General features: G+C 62.9%; 22 protein-coding genes. 15 read left to right on the top strand and 7 right to left on the bottom strand.

Annotated features, from left to right (window positions below; genetic code table 11):
• Positions 1–5 precede the first annotated feature (5 nt).
• The gene (locus tag P353_RS22820; protein ID WP_034374833.1) at positions 6–635 is read left to right on the top strand and encodes a response regulator transcription factor; all 630 of its coding nucleotides are present in this window, start codon (positions 6–8) and stop codon (positions 633–635) included.
• A 65-nt stretch (positions 636–700) separates the two neighbouring features.
• On the opposite strand, the gene P353_RS22815 is transcribed toward P353_RS22820, so the two are convergent.
• A complete protein-coding gene (locus P353_RS22815; protein WP_034374831.1) occupies positions 701–1,360 on the bottom strand; it encodes an OmpA family protein in 660 nt (219 codons plus the stop codon).
• A gap of 184 nt (positions 1,361–1,544) precedes the next feature.
• Positions 1,545–1,715, bottom strand: coding sequence for a hypothetical protein (locus P353_RS29675; RefSeq protein ID WP_003072234.1), 171 nt, complete (start codon positions 1,713–1,715; stop codon positions 1,545–1,547).
• On the opposite strand from P353_RS29675, the gene P353_RS22810 reads away from it, so the two are divergent.
• The gene (locus P353_RS22810; RefSeq protein ID WP_034374829.1) at positions 1,714–2,889 is read left to right on the top strand and encodes a murein transglycosylase A; all 1,176 of its coding nucleotides are present in this window, start codon (positions 1,714–1,716) and stop codon (positions 2,887–2,889) included. The two genes, P353_RS29675 and P353_RS22810, sit on opposite strands and share 2 nt — an antisense overlap.
• A 95-nt stretch (positions 2,890–2,984) precedes the next feature.
• Here the strand turns inward: P353_RS22810 and P353_RS22805 are convergent, their stop codons facing one another.
• Entirely contained in the window at positions 2,985–4,694 is a 1,710-nt protein-coding gene (locus tag P353_RS22805) for an MFS transporter (RefSeq protein ID WP_034374827.1), read from the bottom strand.
• Between the two features lie 211 nt (positions 4,695–4,905).
• Positions 4,906–5,388 (bottom strand): Lrp/AsnC family transcriptional regulator, encoded by a 483-nt coding sequence (locus P353_RS22800; protein ID WP_003060152.1) that lies wholly within the window; start codon positions 5,386–5,388, stop codon positions 4,906–4,908.
• A gap of 198 nt (positions 5,389–5,586) precedes the next feature.
• Between P353_RS22800 and P353_RS22795 the strand changes: the two genes are divergently transcribed.
• The 5 genes from P353_RS22795 (at position 5,587) to P353_RS22775 (ending at position 15,272) form a co-directional block, all read left to right on the top strand.
• Positions 5,587–9,165 carry an indolepyruvate ferredoxin oxidoreductase family protein gene (locus tag P353_RS22795; protein WP_034374825.1) on the top strand — a complete coding sequence of 1,193 codons (3,579 nt, stop codon included), beginning with the start codon at positions 5,587–5,589 and terminating at the stop codon, positions 9,163–9,165.
• 363 nt (positions 9,166–9,528) lie between these two features.
• The gene (gene yajC / locus P353_RS22790; RefSeq protein WP_003066810.1) at positions 9,529–9,861 is read left to right on the top strand and encodes a preprotein translocase subunit YajC; all 333 of its coding nucleotides are present in this window, start codon (positions 9,529–9,531) and stop codon (positions 9,859–9,861) included.
• Positions 9,862–9,949: 88 nt separating this feature from the next.
• On the top strand, positions 9,950–11,848 hold the full coding sequence (gene secD, locus P353_RS22785) for a protein translocase subunit SecD (RefSeq protein WP_034374823.1): 1,899 nt from the start codon (positions 9,950–9,952) through the stop codon (positions 11,846–11,848).
• Between the two features lie 11 nt (positions 11,849–11,859).
• Positions 11,860–12,816, top strand: a complete 957-nt coding sequence (secF, locus tag P353_RS22780) for a protein translocase subunit SecF (protein WP_034374821.1) — start codon at positions 11,860–11,862, stop codon at positions 12,814–12,816.
• A gap of 56 nt (positions 12,817–12,872) precedes the next feature.
• A complete protein-coding gene (locus P353_RS22775; RefSeq protein WP_034374819.1) occupies positions 12,873–15,272 on the top strand; it encodes a DUF1631 domain-containing protein in 2,400 nt (799 codons plus the stop codon).
• Positions 15,273–15,400: 128 nt separating this feature from the next.
• On the opposite strand, the gene dprA is transcribed toward P353_RS22775, so the two are convergent.
• Positions 15,401–16,594, bottom strand: a complete 1,194-nt coding sequence (gene dprA, locus P353_RS22770) for a DNA-processing protein DprA (protein WP_034375180.1) — start codon at positions 16,592–16,594, stop codon at positions 15,401–15,403.
• Between the two features lie 13 nt (positions 16,595–16,607).
• The gene (locus tag P353_RS22765) at positions 16,608–17,795 is read right to left on the bottom strand and encodes a LysM peptidoglycan-binding domain-containing protein (protein ID WP_034375178.1); all 1,188 of its coding nucleotides are present in this window, start codon (positions 17,793–17,795) and stop codon (positions 16,608–16,610) included.
• A 203-nt stretch (positions 17,796–17,998) separates the two neighbouring features.
• Between P353_RS22765 and def the strand changes: the two genes are divergently transcribed.
• From def to P353_RS22725, 8 genes are all read left to right on the top strand, one after another.
• Complete coding sequence (gene def, locus P353_RS22760; protein WP_003072256.1) at positions 17,999–18,511, top strand: peptide deformylase; 513 nt, start codon at positions 17,999–18,001, stop codon at positions 18,509–18,511.
• A 10-nt stretch (positions 18,512–18,521) separates the two neighbouring features.
• Positions 18,522–19,019, top strand: coding sequence for a hypothetical protein (locus P353_RS22755; RefSeq protein WP_034374817.1), 498 nt, complete (start codon positions 18,522–18,524; stop codon positions 19,017–19,019).
• Between the two features lie 42 nt (positions 19,020–19,061).
• Positions 19,062–20,027 carry a methionyl-tRNA formyltransferase gene (fmt, locus tag P353_RS22750; RefSeq protein WP_034374815.1) on the top strand — a complete coding sequence of 322 codons (966 nt, stop codon included), beginning with the start codon at positions 19,062–19,064 and terminating at the stop codon, positions 20,025–20,027.
• On the top strand, positions 20,024–20,794 hold the full coding sequence (locus P353_RS22745) for an AzlC family ABC transporter permease (RefSeq protein ID WP_113707752.1): 771 nt from the start codon (positions 20,024–20,026) through the stop codon (positions 20,792–20,794). The genes fmt and P353_RS22745 overlap by 4 nt, the downstream gene beginning before the upstream one ends.
• On the top strand, positions 20,791–21,123 hold the full coding sequence (locus P353_RS22740) for an AzlD domain-containing protein (protein ID WP_080750654.1): 333 nt from the start codon (positions 20,791–20,793) through the stop codon (positions 21,121–21,123). Before P353_RS22745 ends, P353_RS22740 begins: the two co-directional genes overlap by 4 nt.
• Positions 21,124–21,345: 222 nt before the next feature.
• Positions 21,346–22,539: a phosphoglycerate kinase gene (locus tag P353_RS22735; protein WP_034374813.1), complete on the top strand. Its 1,194-nt coding sequence runs from the start codon at positions 21,346–21,348 to the stop codon at positions 22,537–22,539.
• Positions 22,540–22,833: 294 nt separating this feature from the next.
• On the top strand, positions 22,834–23,313 hold the full coding sequence (locus P353_RS22730) for a Crp/Fnr family transcriptional regulator (RefSeq protein ID WP_034374811.1): 480 nt from the start codon (positions 22,834–22,836) through the stop codon (positions 23,311–23,313).
• Between the two features lie 142 nt (positions 23,314–23,455).
• Complete coding sequence (locus tag P353_RS22725) at positions 23,456–24,121, top strand: hypothetical protein (protein WP_034374810.1); 666 nt, start codon at positions 23,456–23,458, stop codon at positions 24,119–24,121.
• Between the two features lie 22 nt (positions 24,122–24,143).
• Here the strand turns inward: P353_RS22725 and P353_RS22720 are convergent, their stop codons facing one another.
• Complete coding sequence (locus P353_RS22720; RefSeq protein ID WP_034374808.1) at positions 24,144–24,701, bottom strand: adenine phosphoribosyltransferase; 558 nt, start codon at positions 24,699–24,701, stop codon at positions 24,144–24,146.
• Positions 24,702–24,767 lie beyond the last annotated feature (66 nt).

Here is a 24,767-nt window from a genome sequence, read left to right as displayed (position 1 = left end):
GCTTCATGGAACCTGTAACCGACGCTACCGTCTACGTTGTGGACGACGATGCCGATGTCCGAGAGGCATTGGCATGGCTGCTGCGTTCGCGCCGATTGCTGAGCGAGTGCTATCGCAACGCCGAAGAATTCGAGCAGGCCGTGCTGCAGACCAGCCCCGTGACGCGCCGGCCCTGCTGCCTGCTGCTCGACATGCGCATGACGGGCATGAGCGGCCTGTCGCTGTTCAACCGCATGCTGGAGCGCGGCCAGATCGAGGCCATGCCCGTGATCTTTCTGACCGGACATGCCGATGTTCCGACGGCCGTGGATACGGTCAAGCGCGGTGCCTTCGATTTTTGCGAGAAACCGTTTTCCGACAACGCGCTGGTGGACCGGGTGGAGCAGGCTCTGGCGCTGTCTGCCGAGCATCTGGCCGCCTTGCAGGCGCGCGAACAGGTGCGCAGCCGCTTGGACGAGCTGACCGATCGGGAAAAAGACGTGATGAAGCTGGTGGTCGAGGGCGTACCGAACAAGTTGATTGCCGATCAGCTCGATATCAGCGTGCGCACCGTGGAAGTGCACCGGGCGCGTGTCTTCGACAAGATGCAGGTCAAGTCGGCCGTCGAGCTGGCCAATCTGCTGCGCAACGCCTGAGAGCAAGCCTGCGCGACATGAAAAAAGCCCCGCTTTGCGGGGCTTTTTTCTGGCTGCTGCCTGTCTTACTGAGGAGCGCGCTCACCCACGAAGATTTCCACGCGGCGATTGCGCGCACGGCCTTCGTTGGTGGCATTGGAGGCCACGGGCTGGTGCGAGCCCATGCCCTGCACCTGGATGCGGGCACCGTTGACGCCGCGCGATGTCAGATAGTTGCGGGTGCTCTCGGCACGCTGCAGCGACAGAGGGTTGTTGATGGCATCGGAGCCTGTGCTGTCGGTGTGACCGATGATGCGCACTTCTGCGTTGGGGTTGTTGCGCAGACCTTCGGCAAAGCGATCGAGGATGGGGGCGAAGTTGCCCTTGATGTCGGCGCGGCCGGTGTCAAAGGAAATATCGCTGGGGATGTCCAGCTTGAGCTGGTTGTCCGCGGTCTGTGTCACGCCCACGCCTGTGCCTTGGGTCGCGGCTTCCATTTCACGCTTTTGCTTCTCGAGGTTTTGCGACCAGATATAGGTGCCCAGTGCACCTACGCCAGCGCCGATCAGGGCGCCCGTGCCGGCGTTGTGGCCGGTCAGTGCACCGATGGCAGCGCCGCCCAGCGCGCCCACGCCTGCGCCGGTGGCGGTGCGACGCGTGGTGTCCGACATGCCGCCGGTATTGGCACAGCCGGTGATCAACAATGCAGAGGCCAGAGCGGCCGTCACAGCCATTTGCTTGCGCATAGAAAACTCCTTAGTTTGATAAACGACCCGGAGGGTCTTGCAAACCAGCTTCGCGTAAAAGCTGCAAGGCCACGAGCGTACTTCCAAGAGAAGGCAAAAAAAGTAGGACGCGGGCCAGCGAGCGGTTTCTGATGCAAAAGATTGTCACATCCAGCCCGCGCTGCAGTGGCTGCAGCGCCATGGGCTAAGCTCGATTAGAGCGATCTTGTTCGGGGTCTGCAAGCACTTCTTTGTGCGGTGCCGGCTCTACCGGGGCCGGCAACTCACCCTTTTTTCGACCCGAGAACATGGTCCACCACACAATAGCGACCAAAATGGCCAATGCCAGCAGTGCTTCAAGCAAAATCAGACCCATGAATTTCCATCTCCTGCGCCGTTTTTCACTGGCGCTGATTGTAGGAACCCTGGTGGCCTGCACCACCACCAAGCAACAAAACGACCCGGCACCGGTGCCCGAGATGGCTCCGCATGGCGGGCCGGCTTCCGCAGCCAAGCCGCCGTTCACCGCCAATGTACCGACAAAAAGCCGCTGGGTGGCGGTGGACTGGGGCGAGCTGCCGGGCGTGCCCCAGGATTCTCTGAACGAGGCCTGGAATGCCTGGATCAAGAACTGCGAGCGTCCCAGCACCGTGTTTGCCAATCTGTGCGGAGAGGTGCGCCGCCTGAGCATTGCCTCGGAAGACGAGCAGCGCAGCTGGATGATGAACACGCTGCAGCCCTATCGCATCGAAGCGACCACGGGCAGCCCCGACGGCATGCTGACCGCCTACTACGAGCCCCTGTACGAGGCGCGCCGTGTGCAGGGCAACGGCTTCAATGTGCCCATCTATCAGGTCCCGCAGGGCTTTGGCAAGCGCAAGCCCTGGTTCACGCGCCAGCAGATCGACACCAACTCCGAAGCGCAGGCCGCCCTGGCCGGCCGTGCCATTGCCTGGCTGCGCGACCCGGTGGACATGCTGGTGCTGCATATCCAGGGCTCGGGCCGGCTGATGCTGACCGAGGCCGACGGTCGCCAGCGCATGATCCGCGTGGCCTATGCCGGCACCAACGATCAGCCCTACAAGAGCGTGGGCCGCTGGCTGCTCGACCAGAACCTGGTGCGCGATGCCACCTGGCCCGGCATCAGCGCCTGGATTGCCGCCAATCCCTCGCGTGTCAACGAGATGCTGTGGAGCAATCCGCGCTATGTGTTCTTCCGCGAGGAGGCGCTCAATGACTTCGATGCCCAGTTCGGCCCCAAGGGTGCGCAGGGCGTGGCGCTGACGCCGGGCCGCTCCATTGCCGTGGACCGCAACAGCATCCCCTACGGCACGCCGGTCTGGCTGTCCACGCCAGGCCCCACGGTATCGCTCAACCGCCTGGTGTTTGCGCAGGATACGGGCAGCGCCATTCTGGGCGCCGTGCGCGCCGACTATTTCATGGGCTGGGGGGCCGAGGCCGGCGATGTGGCGGGCCGCATCAAGCAGCCGCTCAAGCTCTGGGCCTTCTGGCCCAAGGCATTGGCCGGATCGGCACCGCATCTGCGCTGATGCGAAAAAACAGGAGCTGCAAGCGCTTGTCAGTCAACGAATTTCAATAGATAACTATCTGAAATCATTGCACTGAAAGCGCTAGCAGCTCTCTTTTAGAGAGCGTCGGTGAAGTAACGCTGCACCACGGGCGGCTCCTTGCCCTTGTGAAAGCTCAGCTTGCGGTCGCGCAGCGCCACATCGGCGGTCGTCACGCGCTCGAAGCGGCGCAGGTGCTCGGTCCAGGACTCGTCGGTGATCTGCTCCACGAAGCGCTCGGGCTGGCTCATGCTGTGCAGCAGGCTCCAGGACAGCGCGCCCTGGCGCAGGCGGCTGCGCCGGCTCAGCTGCATCAGGTCGCGGAAGGCGCCGGCCCTGGCCGGATCGATCAGGTACTCGATGGTCACCACCACTCGGCCGGCCTCGGGCGGCAGCGCGGCCGTCGGCGGCGTGAAGGCGCGCGAAGGGCTGAGGTCTTCCTCGATGTCGCGGTCCGGGTTCAGGCGCTGCACGATCAGCAGGGCCGTCAGCCCGCTGACGGCGGCCACGGCCATGCTGATCTGCACCGTGCCCAGGCTGGCGATCTTGCCCCAGATGGCGGCGCCGATGGCCGTGCTGCCCATGATGGACATCTGGTAGATGGACATGCCGCGTGCCCGCACCCAGTTGGGCAGGGCCATCTGCGCGGCCACGCCCAGCGTGTTGGCCGTGGCCAGCAGGGCCAGGCCCGAGAGCATCATGCCCGGCACGGCCACGGCGATATGGGGGGCGAAGGCCACGGTCAGCGTGGCCAGGCTTTGCGCGGCCACGCCGGCCAGCACCGTGCGCTCGCCCGACAGCATCTGGCGTATGCGCGGCAGAAGCATGGCGCCCAGGATGGCGCCCGCGCCCATGGACGCCAGCAGCAGCGTGAAGGTGCCGGCACTGCCGCTGCTGGCCGTGCCGTGGTCCAGGCGCTGGGCCGTCAGCGGCAGCAGCGCCATGATGGCGGCGGCCTGCAGAAAGTAGCAGACGGTGCGCAGCAGCACGGCATGCATGCGCGGCGACTCCTGGATGAACTGCAGGCCCACCCGCATGGCCGAGCCCAGGCGCTCGCGGCCCAGCGGGTTGGCGGGCTGCTGGCGCTTCCAGCGCAGCAGCACAAAGCCCGAGACGATGGACAGCACGGCGTTGAGCACGAACACCCAGGCGCTGCCCAGGCTGGCAATGAGGGCCCCTGCCACCAGCGGGCCGATGATGCGCGAGGCATTCATGGCCACGCCGTTGAGGGCCATCGCAAAAGGCAGGTGGTGCTTGGGCACCAGCTCGGGGATCAGCGCCGAGAACACCGGCCAGCGCATGGCCAGGCCGATGCCGTTGGCAAACACCAGGGCCAGCAGCAGATAGGGCGTCAGCTGGCCCGAGAGCACGGCCAGGCACAGCAGCAGGGCCACGGCCGCCACCCAGAACTGGGTGACGATGAAATAGCGGCGCCGGTCCAGGATGTCGGCCAGCGCGCCGCTGGGCAGGGCCAGCAGCATGACCGGCATGGTGGAGGCCGACTGCACCAGCGCCACCAGCACGGGCGAGGTGGTCAGCGATGTCATCAGCCAGGCGGCCGCCACATCGTTCATCCACATGCAGATATTGGCCGTCATCCAGATCATCCACAGCATGCGGAAGGTGGGCGTGGCCAGCGGTGTCCAGACGCCCGGGGCTGCGGCCGGCGGCGCGCCGCCGTCATGCATGGCCGAGGGATCTTCCAGCAGCTTGCCTGCAGGGACCTGGCCGGAGTCTGAAATTATTGGATATTGGGAAGCGCGTGCTGCGGAGTCATCGTGGGCCATGGTGCACGATTCTGTAGCAGGAAAGTTGTGCTGACAAATACGTAGTTCCTCACAGCACCAAGCTGCGGCGGCCACCTGTCGCAGTGGTGACGAGTGCTCTTGATCAGTGAGCTTGCAGCGCATGCCAGTCATCGATTTCAATGCCAATACGGCAGGTATTTCCCATGAATCAAGCGGTAGGCGCTTCACTTTTGAAGTGTGCTGACCAGGCTCAGGCATGCGTCAGCGTGCTGGGCAGCGGCAGCGCGCTGCTGGACTTCACTTCGCCCAGCGAGAAAATCGTGTGCACGTCTTTGACGTTGGGCAGGCGCAGCAGCACATTGCGCACAAAGCCGGAAAAGCTCTCCAGATCCCTGGCCACGACCTGCAGCTCGAAGGTGCCCGCGCCGCTGATGTAGTGGCAGGAGGTGACCTCGGGCAGCAGGCGAATGGCTTCTTCCATGCGCAGCGTGATGTCGGCCGTGTTCTGTGCGGCATCCACGCGCACAAAGGCCAGCACGCCCAGGCCCAGCTTGTGGCGGTCCAGCGTGGCGTGGTAGCCGGTGATATAGCCCGACTCCTCCAGCGCGCGCACGCGCCGCCAGCAGGGCGCGGCGGACAGGCCTACGCGCTGGGCCAGCTCGGCATTGGTGAGGCGGCCGTCCATTTGCAGCTCATTCAGGATGGCCCAGTCGAAGCGATCAAGTTGGTTCATGGTTCGCAATTTACAGCAAGATTCTTTCAAAAACTAGGTTAATCCCGGCAATAAAAAGAAAGCTCTATTCGGGGTGTTTTCCGTAAACTTTGCTCAAACAACTCGCGTTCCATGCCTCTGGCGCAGGAATGCCCAAAGCAATATGCTGCTCTGGTAGCCAACAGCTGCCACGGGTGGTCACCCACATGGAGACAAGCCATGAATGCCCCTTTGCCCGATGAAGTCCGTCGTGCCCTGGAGTCTGTGACTCTGGACGACAAATATTCCCTGGCCCGCGGCCGCGCCTTTATGAGCGGCGTGCAGGCCCTGGTCCGCCTGCCCATGCTGCAGCGGCTGCGCGATGCGCAGGCCGGGCTCAATACCGCGGGCTTCATCAGCGGCTATCGCGGCTCGCCCCTGGGCACCTACGACCAGTCGCTGTGGGCCGCCAAAAAGCATATGGAGGCGAATCACATCGTCTTTCAGCCCGGCGTGAACGAAGAGCTGGGCGCCACGGCCGTCTGGGGCACGCAGCAGCTCGATCTCTATCCCGAAACCAAGAAGTTCGACGGTGTCTTCGGCATCTGGTATGGCAAGGGTCCGGGCGTGGACCGCTGCTCCGACGTGTTCAAGCATGCCAATATGGCGGGCACGGCCAAGCATGGCGGCGTGATTGCGATCGCAGGCGACGACCACATCAGCAAATCCTCCACGGCCGCGCACCAGAGCGACCACATCTTCAAGGCCTGCGGCACGCCGGTGTTCTTTCCCAGCAATGTGCAGGACATCCTGGACATGGGCCTGCATGCCTTTGCCATGAGCCGTTTCTCGGGCCTGTGGTCGGGCATGAAGACGATCCAGGAGGTGGTGGAGTCCTCCTCCTCGGTGCTGGTGGACCCGGATCGCGTCAACATCATCCTGCCCGAAGACTTTCAGATGCCGGACGGCGGCCTGCATATCCGCTGGCCCGATCCGCCGCTGGAGCAGGAAGCGCGGCTGATGAACTACAAGTGGTATGCGGCCCTGGCCTATGTGCGCGCCAACAAGCTCAACCACAACGTGATCGAAGGGCCGAGCGACCGCTTCGGCATCATCGCCAGCGGCAAGGCCTATAACGACACGCGCCAGGCCATGGCCGATCTGGGGCTGGACGAGGACACCTGCCACCAGTTGGGCATCAGGCTGCACAAGGTGAATGTGGTCTGGCCGCTGGAGGCCACCATCACGCGCGATTTCGCGCGCGGCCTGCAGGAGATTCTGGTGGTCGAGGAAAAGCGCCAGGTCATCGAATACCAGATCAAGGAAGAGCTCTACAACTGGCGCGACGACGTGCGCCCCAATGTGGTGGGCAAGTTCAGCGACGAGCATGGCGGCGAATGGTCGCTGCCCAATCCCAGCACCGACTGGCTGCTGCGCCCCACGGCCGATCTGACCCCCGCCATCATTGCGCGCGCCATTGCCCAGCGCCTGAAGAAGCTGGGCGTGCCCGAACATGTGCAAACGCGCATGCAGCAGCGTCTGGCCGTGCTCGACGCCCGCGAAGCGGCGATCAAGGCGGCCAAGGAGGTCTCCACGGGCGATCGCACACCCTGGTTCTGCAGCGGCTGCCCGCACAACACCTCGACGCGCGTGCCCGAAGGCTCGCGCGCCGTGGCCGGCATCGGCTGCCACTACATGACCACCTGGATGCCCGACCGCCGCACCAGCACCTTCACGCAAATGGGCGGCGAGGGCGTGACCTGGGTGGGCCAGGCGCCTTTCACCACAGAGGCCCATGTCTTCGCCAATCTGGGCGACGGCACCTATTTCCACAGCGGGCTGCTGGCCATTCGCCAGAGCATCGCGGCCGGCACCAACATCACCTACAAGGTGCTCTACAACGACGCCGTGGCCATGACGGGCGGCCAGCGCGTGGGCGAGCGGCCCGAAGGCCATTCGGTGCTGCAGATCATGAACAGCCTGCTCTCCGAGGGCGTGCAGAAACTGGTCATCGTCACCGACGAGCCCGAGAAATACGATGGCGTGAAGCTGGGCGAGGGCGTGACCGTGCACCATCGCGACGAGCTGGACGCGATCCAGCGCCAGTTTCGCGAGCTCAAGGGCTGCACGGCCATCATCTACGACCAGACCTGCGCCACCGAAAAGCGCCGCCGCCGCAAACGCGGCCTGCTTTCCACGCCCGACAAGACCGTGGTCATCAACGAGCTGGTCTGCGAGGGCTGCGGCGACTGCTCGGTGCAGTCCAACTGCCTGTCGGTGGAGCCCGTGGAGACCGAGTTCGGCCGCAAGCGCCGCATCAACCAGAACAGCTGCAACAAGGACTATTCCTGCGTCAAGGGCTTTTGCCCCAGCTTCGTCACCGTCGAGGGCGGTCAGCTCAAGAAGCCCAAGCAGGACAAGAAGGGCAGCCTGGAAGCCCTGCCCATTATTCCCGAGCCCGTCCTGCCCGTGGCCGAGCAGGCCTGGGGCATCGTGGTGGCCGGTGTCGGCGGCACGGGCGTGATCACCATCGGCTCACTGCTGGGCATGGCCGCGCACCTGGAGGGCAAGGGCGTGGTCACCCAGGATGCGGCCGGTCTGGCGCAAAAAGGCGGCTCCACCTGGAGCCATATCCAGATCGCCAACCGCGCCGATGCCATCTACACCACCAAGGTGGACATGGCCAAGGCCGATCTGGTCATCGGCTGCGACCCCATCGTGGCGGCCACGCCCACCACCTTGTCGGTGATGCAGCCGGGGCGCACCTATGTGGCGCTCAACAGCCACGCCGCGCCCACGGCCAGCTTTGTGGGCAACCCCGACTGGCAGTCGCCTGCCGCACGCTGCGCCACGGCGCTGGCCGAGGCCGTGGGTCATGGCGCCCTGGGAAGCTTCGACGCCGAGAAGGCTTCCACGGCCTTGCTGGGCGACAGCATCTACGCCAACCCCATGATGCTGGGCTACGCCTGGCAAAAGGGCAAGGTGCCGCTGAGCCATGCCTCGCTGATGCGCGCCATGGAGCTCAACGGCGTGCAGGTGGCGCGCAACCAGGAGGCCTTTGAATGGGGCCGCCGCTGCGCCCACGATCTGGAGGCAGTGCGCGCTCTGTATCAGGCATCGCAGGTGATCCAGTTCGTCAAGAAGCCGTCGCTAGCGGAAATGCTGGACAAGCGTGTGGAGTTCCTCACGGCCTACCAGAACGCGGCCTATGCCCAGCAGTACCGCGACTTCGTGGCCAAGGTGCACGCGGCGGAAGAGTCGCTGGCCCAGGGCACGCGCCTGTCCCAGGCCGTGGCGCGCTATCTGTTCAAGCTGATGGCGTACAAGGACGAGTACGAGGTGGCGCGTCTGCACACCGATGCGGCGTTCACCCAGAAGATCAGCGACATGTTCGAGGGCGACTACAAGCTCGTGCATCACCTGGCGCCCCCCGGTTTTGCCAAGAAGGACGAGCAGGGTCATCTGCTCAAAAAGTCCTATGGCCCCTGGATGCGCAAGGCCATGGGCTGGCTGGCCGGCATGAAGGGACTGCGCGGCACGGCGCTCGATCCCTTCGGCCGCACCGAGGAACGCCGCACCGAGCGCGCCCTGATCGTCGAATACCGCCAGTGCATCGACACCGTGCTGACGGGCCTGACGGCCGAAAAGCTGGCGCTGGCCGTGGAGATCGCCTCCATCCCCGAAGACATTCGAGGCTACGGCCATGTGAAGGAGCACCATCTGGCGGCCGCGCGCATCAAGTGGCAGTCGTTGATGGCTCGCTGGAATGGCTCGGCTGCACCCGCTGCGCCAGCGCTCAAGCTGATGGCAGTGAACTAATTGCGCCGAGGTGCATCACAACAAGGCCGGGGTAACCCGGCCTTTGTATTCATGGCCAGAGGCGTGACGCTGGAGGTACTATCTAATTGATAGCTTCCAGCACTTGTATTGACTGACATTTAAATATAAAACAGTCAGAAAACCATACAGGAAATGCGCTGATAGCTATGCTTTTTGCAGGTGTTGTTGATGTGGGAAGGGAGGTCCGCATCACATCAGGGAATGCCTGTGCTGCGCGGCTGCCCATGCCAATCTTGGGCACAAGCCAGCCGAATACAATGTCCCGCTGACCTGGCGAGATCGCGCAAGTGCGCGCCTGCCGGGACCTATTCCTGACAAATTCACTCTTTCGGAGTCTTTTTCGTGTTCATTTCTTCTGCTTTCGCCCAGACCGCTCCTGCCGCCGCTGCTGAAGGCGGCTTCATGGGTTCGCTCACCGGCATGCTGCCTCTGGTGCTGATGTTCGTGGTGCTGTACTTCGTGATGATTCGTCCCCAGATGAAGCGTCAGAAGGAACACCGCTCCATGATCGACGCGCTGGCCAAGGGTGATGAAGTGGCTACCGCCGGCGGCATCATCGGCACCGTGACCCGTATGGCCGAGCAATTCATCTACATCGAAGTGGCCTCCGGCGTGGAAGTCCAGATCCAGCGCTCCGCTGTGGTGCAAGTGCTGCCCAAGGGCACGGCCAAGTAAGCCTGTCTGCTGTGGATTTTGAGGGGTACGGCGCTCGACCAGAGTGCGCGTACCCGTTGTGCGTTGCTGTAAAACAAAGAGCGCGATCATGAACCGATACCCGGTCTGGAAGTACGCGATCATCGTGATCGCGCTGCTGGTGGGGGTGCTCTACACCCTGCCCAATTTCTTTGGTGAAGCGCCTGCCGTGCAGGTGTCCTCGGCCAAGTCCACCGTCAAGGTGGACAACGCGGTGCTGCAAAAGGTGGAATCTGCCTTGAGCGCGGCCAGCGTCAAAGCCACCTCAATGTCGCTGGAAGGCACTTCGGTGCGCGCCCGCTTCGATACGCCTGATGAGCAGCTCAAGGCCAAGGACGTCATCCAGAAGGCTCTGGTTGCCGACCCCGCCGACCCCTCCTACATCGTGGCGCTGAACCTGGTGTCGCGCTCGCCCGACTGGCTGACGGCCATCGGCGCCAAGCCCATGTATCTGGGCCTGGACCTGCGCGGCGGCGTGCACTTCATGCTGCAGGTGGACATGGCAGCGGCCCTGACCAAGAAGGCCGAGAGCTATGCGGGCGATCTGCGCTCTTCGATGCGCGACAAGAACATCCGTCACGGCGGTGTCAGCCGCGACGGCAACAACGTCACCATCCGCGTGCGCGACGAAGCCACGCTGACGGCGGCGCGCAATCTGATTGCGGACCAGTTCCCCGATCTGGCGGCCACTTCCTCGCCCGATGGCACTGGCTTCAAGCTGGTGGCCTCGATCAAGCCCGAGGCCCTGCGCAAGGTGCAGGAGCAGGCGCTCAAGCAGAACATCGTCACGCTGCATAACCGTATCAACGAACTCGGCGTGGCCGAGCCTGTGATCCAGCAGCAGGGCCTGGACCGCATCGTGGTGCAGCTGCCCGGCGTGCAGGACACGGCCAAGGCCAAGGACATTCTGGGCCGTACCGCCACGCTGGAAGTGCGCATGGTGGATGAGTCCGCCGAAGCGCGTGCTGCCGAGATGGGCTCCGGCCCCGTGCCTTTTGGCTCCGAGAAATACCTGGACCGCAACGGCCAGAGCATCATCGTGCAAAAGCAGGTGACGCTGACCGGCGAGAACCTGACGGATGCCCAGCCCGGTTTTGACAGCCAGACCCAGGAGCCCACCGTCAACCTGACGCTGGACGCCAAGGGCGCGCGCATCTTCAAGGATGTGACGCGCGAGAACGTGGGCAAGCGCATGGCCATCATCTTGTTCGAAAAGGGCAAGGGCGAAGTGGTGACGGCTCCCGTGATCCGTGGCGAAATCGGCGGCGGCCGCGTGCAGATCTCAGGTCGCATGACCACGGCTGAAGCCAACGACACCTCGCTGCTGCTGCGCGCCGGTTCGCTGGCCGCGCCCATGGAGATCATCGAGGAATACACCATCGGCCCAAGCCTTGGCGCCGACAACATCGACCGAGGTATCCACTCCGTGGTCTGGGGCATGGTGGCTGTGGCTGCCTTCATGTGTGTCTATTACATGCTGTTCGGCGTGATCTCCACGATCTCTCTGGGCATCAACGTATTGCTGCTGCTGGCCATTTTGTCCATGCTGCAGGCCACGCTGACCCTGCCCGGCATTGCCGCCATGGCGCTGGCGCTGGGTGTGGCCATCGACTCGAACGTGCTGATCAACGAGCGCATTCGCGAAGAGCTGCGTGCCGGTGCCTCGCCCCAGGCGGCGATTCATGCCGGCTACGAACATGCCTGGCACACCATTCTGGACTCGAACGTGACCACCCTGATTGTGGGCCTGGCACTGCTGGCCTTTGGCTCTGGTGTGGTGCGCGGCTTTGCCGTGGTGCACTGCATCGGCATTCTGACCAGCATGTTCTCGGCGGTGTTCTTCTCGCGTGGTCTGGTCAATCTCTGGTACGGCGGTCGCAAGAAGCTCAAGAGCCTCGCCATCGGCCAGGTCTGGAAGCCTGAAGGTGAGGGTCACCGTTCCGTGGCCGGTCGCGGCGGCAACAACTAAGGAGGAAGATCATGGAGTTCTTCCGCATCAAAAAAGACATTCCGTTCATGAAGTACGCGTTGGTCTTCAACGCGATTTCCTTCATCACCTTTGCGCTGGCCGTTTTTTTCCTGTTCTCGCGCGGCCTGCATCTGTCCGTGGAGTTCACGGGCGGTACGGTCATGGAAGTGGCCTACACCCAGCCTGCCGACATCGGCAAGGTGCGTGAAACCGTTTCCAAGCTCGGCTATGCCGATGTGATCGTGCAGAATTTCGGTACATCCAAGGATGTGATGATTCGTCTGCCCGTGCAAAAGGGTGTGACGACTGCTCAACAAAGTGAGCGGGTGATCACGGCGCTGAAGGCCGAGGATGCCGAGGTCACGCTGCGCCGCACCGAGTTTGTCGGCCCGCAGGTGGGCGATGAGCTGATGCACAACGGCCTGATGGCGCTGGGCATGGTGGTGCTGGGCATCATCATCTATCTGGCCTTCCGCTTCGAGTGGAAGTTCGGTGTGGCGGCCATCATTGCCAACTTGCACGACGTGATCATCATCCTGGGCTTCTTTGCCTTCTTCCAGTGGGAGTTCTCGCTCTCCGTGCTGGCAGGCGTGCTGGCCGTGCTGGGCTACTCGGTCAATGAGTCCGTGGTGATCTTCGACCGTATCCGAGAGGCCTTCCGCAAGTTCCGCAAGCTCAGCACCCACGAGGTGATCGACCACGCCATCACGTCGACCATGAGCCGGACCATCATCACTCACGCCTCGACCGAAGCCATGGTGCTGTCCATGTTCTTCTTTGGCGGCCCCAGCCTGCATTACTTTGCGCTGGCGCTGACGATCGGTATCTTGTTCGGTATCTACTCTTCGGTGTTCGTGGCGGCTGCCATTGCCATGTGGCTGGGCGTCAAGCGCGAAGATCTGGTCAAGGCTCCAACCAAGTCCGGGTCGCAAGATCCCAACGATCCCAACTCGGGAGCCGTGGTCTGAAGCTTTGACCATTGCGGCGGGTGCATAACTGCTTCTGCCGCCATTACACTTACGGAATGGCTCTCTCGCAGTCTTCCTCCACCGCGCCTGCGGCCCCGCAACAGCTGGGCTGGCAGGCGCGCTTGCGTTGGGTCCATGGCATTTGTCAGGGCCTGCCCAAGGTCGCTCAGCAACTGGATGAATTCCTCTCCAACCAGAGCAGTGCCGTCTCCACCGCCAAGGAGATGCAGGAGTGGCGCGAGGCCTGGGTTGGCTTTCAGCAGAACAAGGACGCGTGGTTGCAGGCAGGCGCTCAGGCGCTGCAGCAGGCTGCGCGCAAGCCGCCCTCTGGTAGTACGGAGAGCAACTCGTCGGGCTCGGCTCCGCTGACCTTCGAGCTGCTCAGCGACGAGGTCGTCGAAAACAAGATTCTTGCCTCTCGCATGGCCCTGGCCATGGGAGAGACGCTGCAGCCCGGCTTCGAGGCCATGCGCCTGCGTATCCAGGCACTGGAGGGGCATGAGCTGGCTTCCCAGGACATGTTCCGTGTCGAGACCATCTGCCTGCATCTGGTCGAGCAATGGCTGGCCAGCGGCATGGAGCGCAAGCATTTGCTCAGGGCCGTGGAGCCCCTGCAAAATGCGCTGGCGCCGCTGATGGAGTCCGAATACAGCATCCTGCACAAGCTGCTGGATGCCAAGGGAGTGAGCAAGGCCCAGGATGCTCCGTTGCGCGTGCGACGTACCGAGGGCGGCCCGTCCACCGGTGCCATGCATCTGGGCGCCAGCAGTGGCTATGGCAATGCGTCCGATGCGGGTTGGACCAACTCTGCCATGCAGTACATGTCGGCCGGCATGGCAGCCGGCCTGGGCGCCGGGCCTGGGATGGCTCCGGGAATTGTCCTGCCGCCAGGCGCCAGCGCCGGCCTGGGCATGCTGGCGCGGGCGCGACATCGCGCGCTGGATGCCATGAATCAGCTGCGCCAGGTGCTCAGCCAGCCTGCGGTCGGCATTCCAGGTCTGATGCCTGGCGCGCCTGTCGTTGCCATGCCTCCGGCGTCTGCCGCTTTGGCGCAGGCGCTGCAGGAGCAGCAGCATCTGATGGCGGCCGAGCTGCAGGCCCAGTATCCGGCTGGGGCCGGCTCGGCCATGGGCATGCCTGCCATGGACTACAGCCAGGCAGCGATCGGCCAGCTGGTCAATCTGGTGCGCGAGCGCTCGGCTGACTGGAAGCAAAAGGCGGAGACCAAGAGCGAGAAGGCGACCATCGAGGTGGTGGCGCTGATGTTCCAGAGCATTCTTTCGGAAGACCGGCTGCCGCCGTCCATTCGCGTGTGGTTCGCGCGCTTGCAGGTCCCCGTTTTGCGCGTGGCCCTGGCCGAGCCGCAGTTCTTCAGCGATCTCAGCCACCCGGCACGCAAGCTGATCGACCGCATGGGCTCCTGCGTCATGGGCTTTGATGCCAGCAGCATCAACGGCAATGCGCTGGAGACCGAGATTCGCCGTGTGGTTCAGGTGATAGAGCAGTACCCTGAAACCGGGCAGAAGGTCTTCGCCCTGGTGCTGCGCGAGTTCGAGGAATTCCTCACCAGGCACTTTGCCCAGGATCGGTCCACGGCCAAGATCACCAGCGTGGCTCAGCAGGTGGAGCAAAAGGAGACGCTGGCCATCCAATACACCATAGAGCTGCGCAACATGCTCACCGATATGCCGGTGCGCGAAGAGGTGCGAGACTTTCTCTTCAAATCCTGGGCCGATGTGCTGGCCATGGCCACCGTGCGCTATGGCGCCAAGGATGCGCGGGCCATGCGCTTCAAGCAGGCGGCCAGCGAGCTGGTCTGGTCGGCCAGCGCCAAGCCGTTGCGTCAGGAGCGTGCGCGTGTCATCCAGGGCTTGCCGACCTTGCTGCAGACCTTGCGTGAAGGACTGGAGCTGGTGAGCGTGACGGGCGATGCACAGTCGACCGCGATCAAGGTGTTGACCGATACGCTGGCACAGGCCTTCATGTCCAAGACGGCAGCCATTCCGACCGAGCGTATCGAGGCCATGGCCAAGCGCCTGGCGGAGCTGGAAAAATACATCAGCGAGGACGGCAAGCTCGACGATATGCCGCTGTCCAGCGAGAGCATAGAGCTGATGCTGGGCGTGGATGCGGGCGATCTGAACGTCATTGCCAACACGGACAGCCCTGTGGAGCCCGCCATGCTGGAGTGGGCTCAGTCCCTGGAAAGCGGCCGCTGGTTCACGCTGGACCACAACGGTGCCCGTGTGCAGGTGCAATATGTCTGGCATAGCCGTCGCAAGCATCTGCATTTGTTCGCCTCGCTGGATGGACATTGCTATCTGCTGCAGGCGCAGCGCATGGCCACCTATCTGCAGGCCGGCTTGCTCGCGGTGCATGATGCCGAAGCGCTGACGGTGCGCGCCACGCGCGATGCACTGCAGAAAATTCAGGCGAATCCGGAAAGACTGGCCTAAGCACCTGAGGTGCTTTGCATCCTTCACCTTTCTCTATTCGCTGCGCCAGGGAAGGGGAGCGAAACCTGCGGCGCGCAGCGGCCCTGGCTTGGCGCCGTTTTGTCGGGATATACCGGTTTTGGGGCGTCTCAGCTTTGAGTAAGTCGCTGGTAGAGACCGCCAGGCAGGCGCGCGACCAGACCGTCGAGCTCCAGCTCCATCAGCTGCGCCTGCAAATGGGCGGCATCCCAGCCCGTGCGATCGCTCAAGGACTCCAGTGTCATGGGGTCATGGCCCAGCGCCTGCAGCAACGGGCTCTCGGGTGTCGGTGCTTTATTTTTGATAGCTTCTTGCGCTTGCTCGGCTTTGGTTGGCACGAGCTTCAGTCCTTGAAGCTCTTCGAGCACATTGTCAGCGGTTTCCACCAGCTTGGCCCCCTGGCGTATCAGCGCATGGCAGCCCTTGGCCTGCGGCGCGTGGATGGAGCCGGGAATGGCAAAGACTTCACGTCCCTGCTCGTTGGCCAGACGGGCCGTGATGAGCGAGCCAGACTGCAAGGCGGCTTCCACCACCAGGGTGCCTTGCGACAGGCCGGAGATGATGCGGTTGCGCTGAGGGAAATGCCGGGGCAGGGGCTCGCTGCCTAGCGGGTATTCGCTGATGACCAGCCCATGGAGCGCAATTTGCTGCGCCAGTTTGGCGTGCGCGCGCGGATATACCTGATCGAGTCCGGTGCCGACGACGGCAATGGTGCAGGGGTTAGGGCCTGAGCGGGCCTGGAGTGCTCCCTCATGGGCTGCTGCATCGATGCCGCGTGCCAGACCTGAGACTATGCACAGGCCTTGCTCGGCCAGTGCCTGCGCCATGCTGCGCGCATTGATGACGCCCTGGGCGGATGGATTGCGGCTGCCCACCATGGCCAGGGTGGCGGGATAGGGGAACCAGGGCCGGGTAGATGCCAGCAGTGTCGCTGGACCTTGGACAAACAGCAGCAGGGGCGGATCTTCGGTCTGCAGCAGGCAGTCCGGATATTGAGAGTTGCCCAGATGGATCAGGGTGTGCAAGGTACCCGGTGCGGGCGAGGCCAGCCATCGAGCCAGGGCGGTGCAATGCTTTTCCCAGTCAGCCGGGAGCTCTGTCAGAGCCTTGATCTGAGCCTGGGTGGCGCATTCAGCCCATGTTGACAGCGGCAGCTGCCAGACCGCGTCTGCACTGCCGGCGCTGGCCAGCAGGCGGCGTGCCGTGGTGCGTCCAAGACCCGGTGTCAGCAGCAGGCGCAGCCAGGCCAGAGCTTCGGCATCAGGTAGGGCATGGTGCGCATCTTGTGAAGGGGGCGACACCATGCTCATGCTCCATTCAGGGCAGGGGGGACTGCAGGCCATCGCCCACATTCACTCCGCGCTGGGCCGTGGTGATGAGCGCGTAGGAAACCCGGTCAAACACCTTGAAGACCATGGCATAGCCATTGGCCTCATCGGGCAGCTTCACCCGGTCACGGCTGGGACTGGTCTTGTCCACGATGACATTGCCCTTGCTGACGAGTTCTAGCACCGTACCGACGTCCATGCCGTCCCGAGCCCCCCTGTTGATGGCAATGACCTGGTTCTGAGCCGCGTTGTAGCCCACCGAGTCGCCGTAGATGGAGACCACGGCGGCATCCACCGCATTGCGCGGGGCATGGGGCACATAGCTCAGATACTGCTGCTCGGGCGAGGGCAGCAGACGGTCGCCGGCGCGGATTTCGTTCTTGGAGCGGATGATGTCCACCGTGCCGGGCGCCGTCTGTGCGGGCTGACCGGGCTCGGATTCCAGCAAGGTCTCGCCACGTGCCACGGTGGCACTGCCCAGGTACTTGGCTTCGTAGCCCAGGATTTCCCCGGTGACGGGATCCTTGAGGGGCGTGGCATCGCGGAAGATGCGGTAGCTCGCGGGCTGGCCCTTGCCGGTGGTGATCAGCGCGCCGCCGGAGTTGCGCACATAGGCGCGATCGCCATTGGCCATGAGCACGCGCTTGTCCTGGGTGGCGATGATGCGCGGCGCCTGTGTCAGGGCCTGGCTGTCCACCACCAGCGGCTCGGCCAGGAAGGGCTCGATCAGATGCGGCGGTAGCGTGGGCAGGGCCAGGTCGTTGAGTGACGATTCACGCGTTTGCGGCGACAGACGCACTACCTCGGAGTCGCCGTTGGGGGCAGTGGTCGACAGGCGGGCATAGCCGTTGCTGCGCACCAGATACAGCACCTGGCCGGGGTAGATCAGATGAGGGTTGGCGATGCTGGAGAGGTTCATGCCCCAGAGTTCGGGCCAGCGCCAGGGCTGGCGCAGATACAGGCCCGAGATGCCCCATAGCGTGTCGCCACGCTTGACGGTGTATTGCGCGGGAGCGTTGGGCGCCAGTTCGTTCTCGGGGATGCCTTGCTGAGCGACTTGCTGTGCGGTGGAGCGCTGGGTGGCGGTCACAGGATAGCTTTGGGCATGGACCGAAGTCAGGGCTGCAAGCAATGTGGCTCCAATGCTCAAGGCGCGTGCAGTGGCAAATGCGGTCATGAAATTCCTTCTGGCGGGATTCGTTTGCTGCAGCGTCCCTCGCGTCGCCGCACTGTGGCCGATCTTGGCATAGCCAGCCAACAAGTCTTACAAATGTGCCGAAATTCTCGATGCAAGGCCTCGATAGATCAATGTTTATTGAGGGCGTGACAAGCGTTTGGCGTCAAATGTTGGGACAATAACGACAGATTTACCAAGACACCATGGCCATTCTTCCCATCCTCTGCTATCCCGATCCCCGTCTTCACAAGGTCGCCAAGCCCGTGGCGCAGGTGGATGAGCGCATCCAGACTCTGGTGAAAGACATGCTCGAGACCATGTATGACGCCCAGGGCATCGGATTGGCCGCGACGCAGATCGATGTGCATGAGCGCGTCATCGTGATCGACGTGTCCGAGAAGCGCAACGAGCCCATGGCGTTGATCAACCCCGAGATTCTCTGGGCCAGCGAAGAAAAGCAGCTGGGCGAGGAAGGCTGCCTGTCCGTGCCCGGCATCTACGATGGCGTGGAGCGCTCCATTGCCGTCAAGGTCAAGGCCCTGGATGAGAACGGCAACAGCCGTGAGATCGACGCCGAAGGCATGCTGGCCATCTGTATCCAGCACGAGATGGATCACCTGCTGGGCAAGGTGTTTGTCGAGTACCTCTCGCCGCTGAAGCGCAATCGCATCAAGACCAAGCTGGTCAAGGCCCAGAAGCAAGCCCTGAGGGCCTGATCGGAGTCCCATGGTCCTGCCCCGCCTGCAAACACTGTTGACTGCCAGTCTGTTGACCTTGGGTTTGGCGGGTTGCATGGTGCCCCAGTGGCAAAAGCCCGGCATGCCTCAGGCCGAGGTGGAAAAAGGCATGGGCAAACCCACCCTGGTCGTGCCTCTGCCCGACGGCGGCCAGCGCCTGGTCTATAGCCAGCAGCCGGCTGGTCAGCAGGTCTATCACATGGATTTCGATGCCCAGCACAAGCTGGTACGTGTGGAGCAGGTGCTGAATACGGCACATTTTTTCGCGCTGCGCAACGGCGTTGACACCCGTGACGATGTCTACCGCGTGTTTGGTCCGCCCGCCATAGTCGAGAGGGTCTACAGCTTCAAAGGTGACATCTGGACCTACCGTTTTCTGGACAATACCTTTGCTCGGCGTGCCCATGTGCACATAGACCCGCAAGGTGTGGTTCAGAAGGTCATGTTCACCGATGAGAGCATGTACCTCAGAGAGCCGCACCGTTGAAGACCTGGCAGCCGGCGGCTGCCTTTTTAATTTGTGAGTCCCATGAAAGTCATTTTTGCCGGCACGCCCGAATTTGCGCGCGTGGCCCTGGAGAGTCTGCTGGCTGCAGGTTTTGAAGTCCCGCTGGTGCTGACGCAGCCGGATCGCCCCGCCGGGCGCGGCATGAAGCTGCAAGCCTCTCCCGTCAAGCAGTGCGCTTTGGAGCATGGCATTGCCGTGGCCCAGCCGCTGAGCCTGCGTCTGGACGGCAAATATCCCGAAGACGCCGCTGCCGCCAAGGCCGCTATCGATGCCGCTCAGGCCGATGTGATGGTGGTGGCAGCCTATGGCCTGATCCTGCCCCAATGGGTGCTCGATACGCCGCGCCTGGGCTGCTTGAACATTCACGCCAGCCTGCTGCCGCGCTGGCGCGGTGCAGCGCCGATTCATCGCGCCATCGAGGCTGGCGACGCCGAAACCGGCGTCACCATCATGCAGATGGATGCCGGCCTGGATACCGGCGATATGTGCGTGATCGAGCGTCTACCGATTGCTGCCCACGACACCACGGCCAGTCTGCACGACAAGCTGGCCACGCTGGGCGGCCGCCTGATTGTGCAAGCGCTGGAAATGGCGGCCTGCGGAGGTCTCAATCGCACGCCACAGCCTGCCGACGGAGTGACCTATGCACACAAGATCGAGAAGGCCGAGAGCCTGATCGACTGGAGCGAAAGCGCCGACGTCATTGCGCGGCGCCTGCGTGCCTTCAACCCCTTCCCCGGCGGTGCCACCAGCCTGGGCGGCGAAGCCATCAAGGTCTGGGAAGCAGAGGCCCAGCAAGGCAGCGGCGCGCCCGGCTGCGTGCTGTCAGCCGATGCCCGGGGCGTGCGCGTAGCCTGTGGTAGCGGCGTGCTCAATATGACGCTGCTGCAGCGCGCGGGTGGCAAACGCCTGGCTGCAGGCGATTTTCTGCGTGGTTTCGAGCTGCCCGCAGGCGCGCAACTGGGCGAGGGTGCTGGCGAGGTATGACGGATATGGTGCTCACGCTGGGTCAGCGTGCGAAATCGATAGTCAGGGATCCGTTCTTCTGGGTCGGCTCCAAAGAGATGGGCGGCACCGCTCTGGGCATTGCCGCCTGGGGTCTGGTGACCGGCGTGGCCATGGTCAAAAGCGGTCTGTCCGTACCCCTGGCGCTGCTCATGGGTTTGACTGTCTATGCGGGCAGTGCCCAGTTGGCCGTGCTGCCGCTGATGGCCGTGGGAGCTCCGCTGTGGGTGGTCTGGTTCACCGCCATCTGCGTGAACCTGCGTTTTGTGATCCTGTCCAGCATGTGGCGCAGCTATTTCGCCAACCTGAGTCTGCGTCACCGTCTGGCGGTCGCCTATTTCAGCGGCGATGTGATTTTCGTGAACTTCATGCGCCGCTACCCGGAGGCCAGGCCGCAGCCCGAGCAACTGCCCTATTTCTGGGGTGCGGCGCTGACCAACTGGCTGGCCTGGCAGATCCCGTCCACGCTGGGCATTTTCCTGGCCGACCAGATTCCTCTGTCCTGGGGGCTGGGCTTTGCCGGCGTGCTGGCATTGTTGGGCGTGCTGCTGTCCATGCTCAAGGACCGCGCAACCTGGGTGGCCTCCATCGTGGCCTGTACGGCAGCCGTGGCGGCTTTTGCGCTGCCGCTCAAGCTCAATATCCTGGTGGCGATCGCCGCCGCCGTGGCCGCAGGCCTGACGGCCGAGCAGCTGCAAAAGCAGGCCAGCCGGCTGCCTGCGGTGAAGGATGAGGAGAAGCGGTCATGATGAGCAGTTTCTGGGTCATCGTTGCCTGCATCGGTCTGGCCCTCATCACGCTGATCACGCGTGCTTTCTTCATGATCCCCGAGCGTGAACTGCCGCTGCCCAGCTGGCTCAAGCGCGGGCTCAAATACGCGCCGTTGGCGGCCCTGGCGGCGGTGATTGCGCCCGAGATCGTGATGAGCAATGGTCAGCTGATAGGCAGTCTGGTCGATGCGCGACTGCCTGCGCTGGCTGCTTCGGTGGTGTATTTTTTTTACAAGCGCAGCATTCTTGGCACCATTGCTCTGGGCATGGCGATTTATCTGCCGCTGCATATCGGTCTGGGCTGGTAGCCTCAAGACCAGACAGAACAGGAGCTGCGTGCTCCTGTTTTCATATGGGCTATCGATAAAAAGGCTTGAAACCCAGTTACAGAGCGCGCGAGATGCTCCTGTTTTTGAGTCGAGTAAGCGTGTAAAAGCGATGCCTGAAAGAGGTGATCGCCCTAGAATGCAGGCAGATTTTTTGTTTTCCAACCTTTGTATGGGCGACTTTCGGAGTCGCTTTTTTGCTGCATGAACATCATCCGCTTCTCCGATCTGTGCGCCCAGGGCAAGGCCCAGGGGCAACGTGTTTTCATCCGTGCCGACCTGAACGTGCCCTTGAACGACGCCGGTGAAATCACCGAAGACACGCGTGTGCGCGCTTCCGTGCCGGCCATCGAAATGGCCTTGAAGGCCGGCGCTGCGGTGATGGTCACCAGCCACCTGGGTCGCCCCACCGAAGGCGAATTCAAGCCTGAGGACTCTCTGGCTCCCGTGGCCAAGCGCCTGTCCGAGCTGCTGGGCCGCGATGTGCCCCTGGTGGCCAACTGGGTGGACGGCGTGCAGGTCGCGCCCGGCCAGGTCGTACTGCTGGAAAACTGCCGCGTCAACGTGGGCGAGAAGAAGAACAAGCCCGAGCTGGCCCAGAAGCTGGCCAAGCTCTGCGACATCTTCGTGAACGATGCCTTCGGCACCGCTCACCGTGCCGAAGGCACGACCTACGGCATCGCCGAATATGCCCCCATCGCCTGCGCCGGCCCGCTGCTGTCGGCGGAGATCGACGCGCTGAACAAGGCCCTGGCTGCGCCCGCCCGTCCCCTGGCCGCCATCGTGGCCGGCTCCAAGGTGTCCACCAAGCTGACCATCCTCAAGAGCCTGGCCGACAAGGTGGACCAGCTCATCGTGGGCGGCGGCATTGCCAACACCTTCATGCTGGCTGCCGGCCTGAAGATCGGCAAGAGCCTGGCCGAGCCCGATCTGGTGGCCGATGCCAAGGCCGTGATCGACGCCATGGCTGCCCGTGGCGCCAATGTGCCCGTGCCCACCGACGTGGTCACCGCCAAGACCTTTGCTGCCGACGCCGTGGCCACCGTCAAGAAAGCCTCCGAAGTGGCGGACGACGACATGATTCTGGACATCGGCCCGGAAACCGCAGCCCTGCTGGCCGAGCAGCTCAAAAAGGCCGGCACCATCGTCTGGAACGGCCCCGTGGGTGTGTTCGAGTTCGACCAGTTTGCCAATGGCACCAAGGTCATCGCCCAGGCGATTGCCCAGTCCCCCGCCTTCAGCATTGCCGGTGGTGGCGACACCCTGGCCGCCATTGCCAAGTACGGCATTGAAAAGGACGTGGGCTACATCTCCACCGGCGGCGGTGCCTTCCTGGAAGTGCTGGAAGGCAAGAAGCTGCCCGCCTTCGAGATCCTGGAAAAGCGCGCCAACGGCTGATTTCCTTGAGAAATGACGCTAACCCAAGTGGGAAGAGCGATGTAAGCTATCAAAAAAGGATCGACTAGTCGATCCTTTTTTGTTGGAGCAGATCAGAATGCAGACATCTGGAGTGTGCAAAAGTAACTCAGCGGCGCAAGTGATTGGCGGGACTGTCGGAGTCGCTTAGCATTCAGCCTGCGTTGATGGCGAGCCATTGCGCGCTATGAATTTCTTTTACCCTGAGCGGCCGGGATGTGTATCCGGATTTGTCCACCCGGATGACATGCGGCGTTCGCGTTCTACCCACTGCTTATGTTCGCTTCAACACCTCAGGATTTGTCGGCGCTGATCCAGGCGATGACGACCTCGGTTGCTACCGATACCGCTCAAAACGTGCTCAGTGCCGCTCAATGGGAGTTGTTGGCGCCGTATCTGCAGCCGATCAATCTGGCGGCCAGCGAGGTGTTGTTTGCCGAAGGGGCGCTGGACCGCAATCTGTACCTGGTGGAGTACGGCTCGCTGAGTGTCCATTACCAGGATTCGAAAGAAAGAATCCGCTTGGCTTTGGTGGGACCGGGGGCGCTTGTGGGGGAAGGGGCCTTCTTCGCCCATCGACCACGCAAGGCCACGGTTCAGGCTGCAGCGCCCAGCCGTCTATGGTGTCTGACTGCGCTGCGTTATTCCGAAATCGCCAACCGCCAGCCTGCTCTGGCGCTGGCGCTGTTGACCATGGCAGGCCAGGTGCTGGCCCGCCGCGCAGGGGACAGTCGCCGCCGGGTGGCCAGCACCTGAGTGAAGATTTTTTGTGTTTCGACCGGGCTTGGCGCTTGATCCACGTCGGACAAAGGCTAATATTTCGGTAAATGTCACGAGCTGCTCCAGACCTGGAGGCAGAATGTGTCTTGTTGTAAATACTGCTTGTTCGAGTGTGCTCATGTCCCTGTTCCGATGGTTTTCTCGCGGGCCTCGCCGAGAAGGTAGCACGCAAGCACCGCGCCACGAGGATGATCCTGTAGCGCGTCAGCCGCAGCGCCGTGAGCGCTCTGCCAGACGCGAGCAGTTGTACGTCATCGTGCGCGAAGCCATGGTCAGGGTCGGCATTCTTTCGGCCGGATACAAATTCAAGGTGCTCTCGCTGGACAGCGTTGGCCAGCGCTTTGTAGTGATGGTGGATCTGGCTCCTGCATACGCTGCGGATGCTCAGCAGCAAAGACGTATCGAGGCAATGATTGCCGAGCTCGCCAGAACCCGTATGGATGCAGGGGTTCACGCTGTTTACTGGCGCGTGAATGGGCAGCTTCAAAGCACTGCTAGCCCTGATTTTGTGCAGACGCAGTTTGACGGGGCTGTACCCCAGATGAAGGCGCCACGCCATGCTTCGGTGGCGACACATTCAGGCCGTTCTTTCGAGCCCATTGACGCGCAGGAAATGGATGCGTTCAAGCAGGCCGTGGCCATGGCTGCTGTATCGCCTGCGAGTGTGCGCCAATCACGCCAGGCGCCATTGCTGGGCCCTGGTTCTGGCCATGAGGAAGGCGGCGAATTTGCCGTCTCCGGACTGGGCTCCCTGGGCACGACGCAGTACGGAGAGCTGCGCTGATCCAGGGCTGCCGCTGGGCTGCTCAGTGCCCGGCAAAGTCAACCAGAGTGAACAGGGGCAGCCCGCTGTCCTTGAGGTGCTTGGAGCCGCCCAGTTCCGGCAGGTCCACAATCGCTGCGCCTTCCACCACGGTAGCACCCAGCTTTTCCAGCAGTTTCTTGCCGGCCATCATGGTGCCGCCGGTGGCGATCAAATCATCAATCAGCAACACACGGTCGCCGGACTTGACGGCATCGGTGTGCAGTTCCACGGTAGCGCTGCCGTATTCGAGCTCATAGGTTTCCTCCACCGTGGTGAAGGGCAGCTTGCCTTTTTTGCGGATGGGCACAAAGCCGACGTTGAGCTCGTGAGCGATCACTGCACCCAGAATAAATCCGCGCGCATCCAGGCCGGCCACCACGTCAGGGCGCAGCTTGGGGTCCATGTAACGGTGAACAAAGGCATCGGTCATGATGCGAAAGACCTTGGGATCTTGCAGCAGGGGTGTGATGTCGCGAAATTGCACGCCCGGCGCAGGCCAGTCCGGCACGGTGCGGATATGGTCGCGCAGATAGTCGTTGACGCTGGTGGAAGCTTGCATGGGGCCGCCTGAGTTCTTGAATGCTCGCCAGTGTATGGGCTCAGGCCTGAAATGCGGGCCAAAGGG

The sequence above is a fragment of the Comamonas testosteroni genome, from assembly GCF_000761245.1.
In the GTDB taxonomy this organism is placed as follows: domain Bacteria; phylum Pseudomonadota; class Gammaproteobacteria; order Burkholderiales; family Burkholderiaceae_C; genus Comamonas; species Comamonas testosteroni_C.
This window is presented reverse-complemented; position numbering and strand designations above follow the sequence as displayed.

Excerpts from the sequence above, each read along its gene's own strand:
- P353_RS22820 (WP_034374833.1), top strand. The coding sequence starts at position 6 with ATGGAACCTGTAACCGACGCTACCGTCTACGTTGTGGACGACGATGCC.
- P353_RS22815 (WP_034374831.1), bottom strand. The coding sequence starts at position 1,360 with ATGCGCAAGCAAATGGCTGTGACGGCCGCTCTGGCCTCTGCATTGTTG.
- P353_RS22810 (WP_034374829.1), top strand. The coding sequence starts at position 1,714 with ATGAATTTCCATCTCCTGCGCCGTTTTTCACTGGCGCTGATTGTAGGA.
- P353_RS29675 (WP_003072234.1), bottom strand. The coding sequence starts at position 1,715 with ATGGGTCTGATTTTGCTTGAAGCACTGCTGGCATTGGCCATTTTGGTC.
- P353_RS22805 (WP_034374827.1), bottom strand. The coding sequence starts at position 4,694 with ATGGCCCACGATGACTCCGCAGCACGCGCTTCCCAATATCCAATAATT.
- P353_RS22800 (WP_003060152.1), bottom strand. The coding sequence starts at position 5,388 with ATGAACCAACTTGATCGCTTCGACTGGGCCATCCTGAATGAGCTGCAA.
- P353_RS22795 (WP_034374825.1), top strand. The coding sequence starts at position 5,587 with ATGAATGCCCCTTTGCCCGATGAAGTCCGTCGTGCCCTGGAGTCTGTG.
- secD (WP_034374823.1), top strand. The coding sequence starts at position 9,950 with ATGAACCGATACCCGGTCTGGAAGTACGCGATCATCGTGATCGCGCTG.
- secF (WP_034374821.1), top strand. The coding sequence starts at position 11,860 with ATGGAGTTCTTCCGCATCAAAAAAGACATTCCGTTCATGAAGTACGCG.
- P353_RS22775 (WP_034374819.1), top strand. The coding sequence starts at position 12,873 with ATGGCTCTCTCGCAGTCTTCCTCCACCGCGCCTGCGGCCCCGCAACAG.
- dprA (WP_034375180.1), bottom strand. The coding sequence starts at position 16,594 with ATGGTGTCGCCCCCTTCACAAGATGCGCACCATGCCCTACCTGATGCC.
- P353_RS22765 (WP_034375178.1), bottom strand. The coding sequence starts at position 17,795 with ATGACCGCATTTGCCACTGCACGCGCCTTGAGCATTGGAGCCACATTG.
- def (WP_003072256.1), top strand. The coding sequence starts at position 17,999 with ATGGCCATTCTTCCCATCCTCTGCTATCCCGATCCCCGTCTTCACAAG.
- P353_RS22755 (WP_034374817.1), top strand. The coding sequence starts at position 18,522 with ATGGTCCTGCCCCGCCTGCAAACACTGTTGACTGCCAGTCTGTTGACC.
- fmt (WP_034374815.1), top strand. The coding sequence starts at position 19,062 with ATGAAAGTCATTTTTGCCGGCACGCCCGAATTTGCGCGCGTGGCCCTG.
- P353_RS22745 (WP_113707752.1), top strand. The coding sequence starts at position 20,024 with ATGACGGATATGGTGCTCACGCTGGGTCAGCGTGCGAAATCGATAGTC.
- P353_RS22740 (WP_080750654.1), top strand. The coding sequence starts at position 20,791 with ATGATGAGCAGTTTCTGGGTCATCGTTGCCTGCATCGGTCTGGCCCTC.
- P353_RS22735 (WP_034374813.1), top strand. The coding sequence starts at position 21,346 with ATGAACATCATCCGCTTCTCCGATCTGTGCGCCCAGGGCAAGGCCCAG.
- P353_RS22730 (WP_034374811.1), top strand. The coding sequence starts at position 22,834 with ATGTTCGCTTCAACACCTCAGGATTTGTCGGCGCTGATCCAGGCGATG.
- P353_RS22725 (WP_034374810.1), top strand. The coding sequence starts at position 23,456 with ATGTCCCTGTTCCGATGGTTTTCTCGCGGGCCTCGCCGAGAAGGTAGC.
- P353_RS22720 (WP_034374808.1), bottom strand. The coding sequence starts at position 24,701 with ATGCAAGCTTCCACCAGCGTCAACGACTATCTGCGCGACCATATCCGC.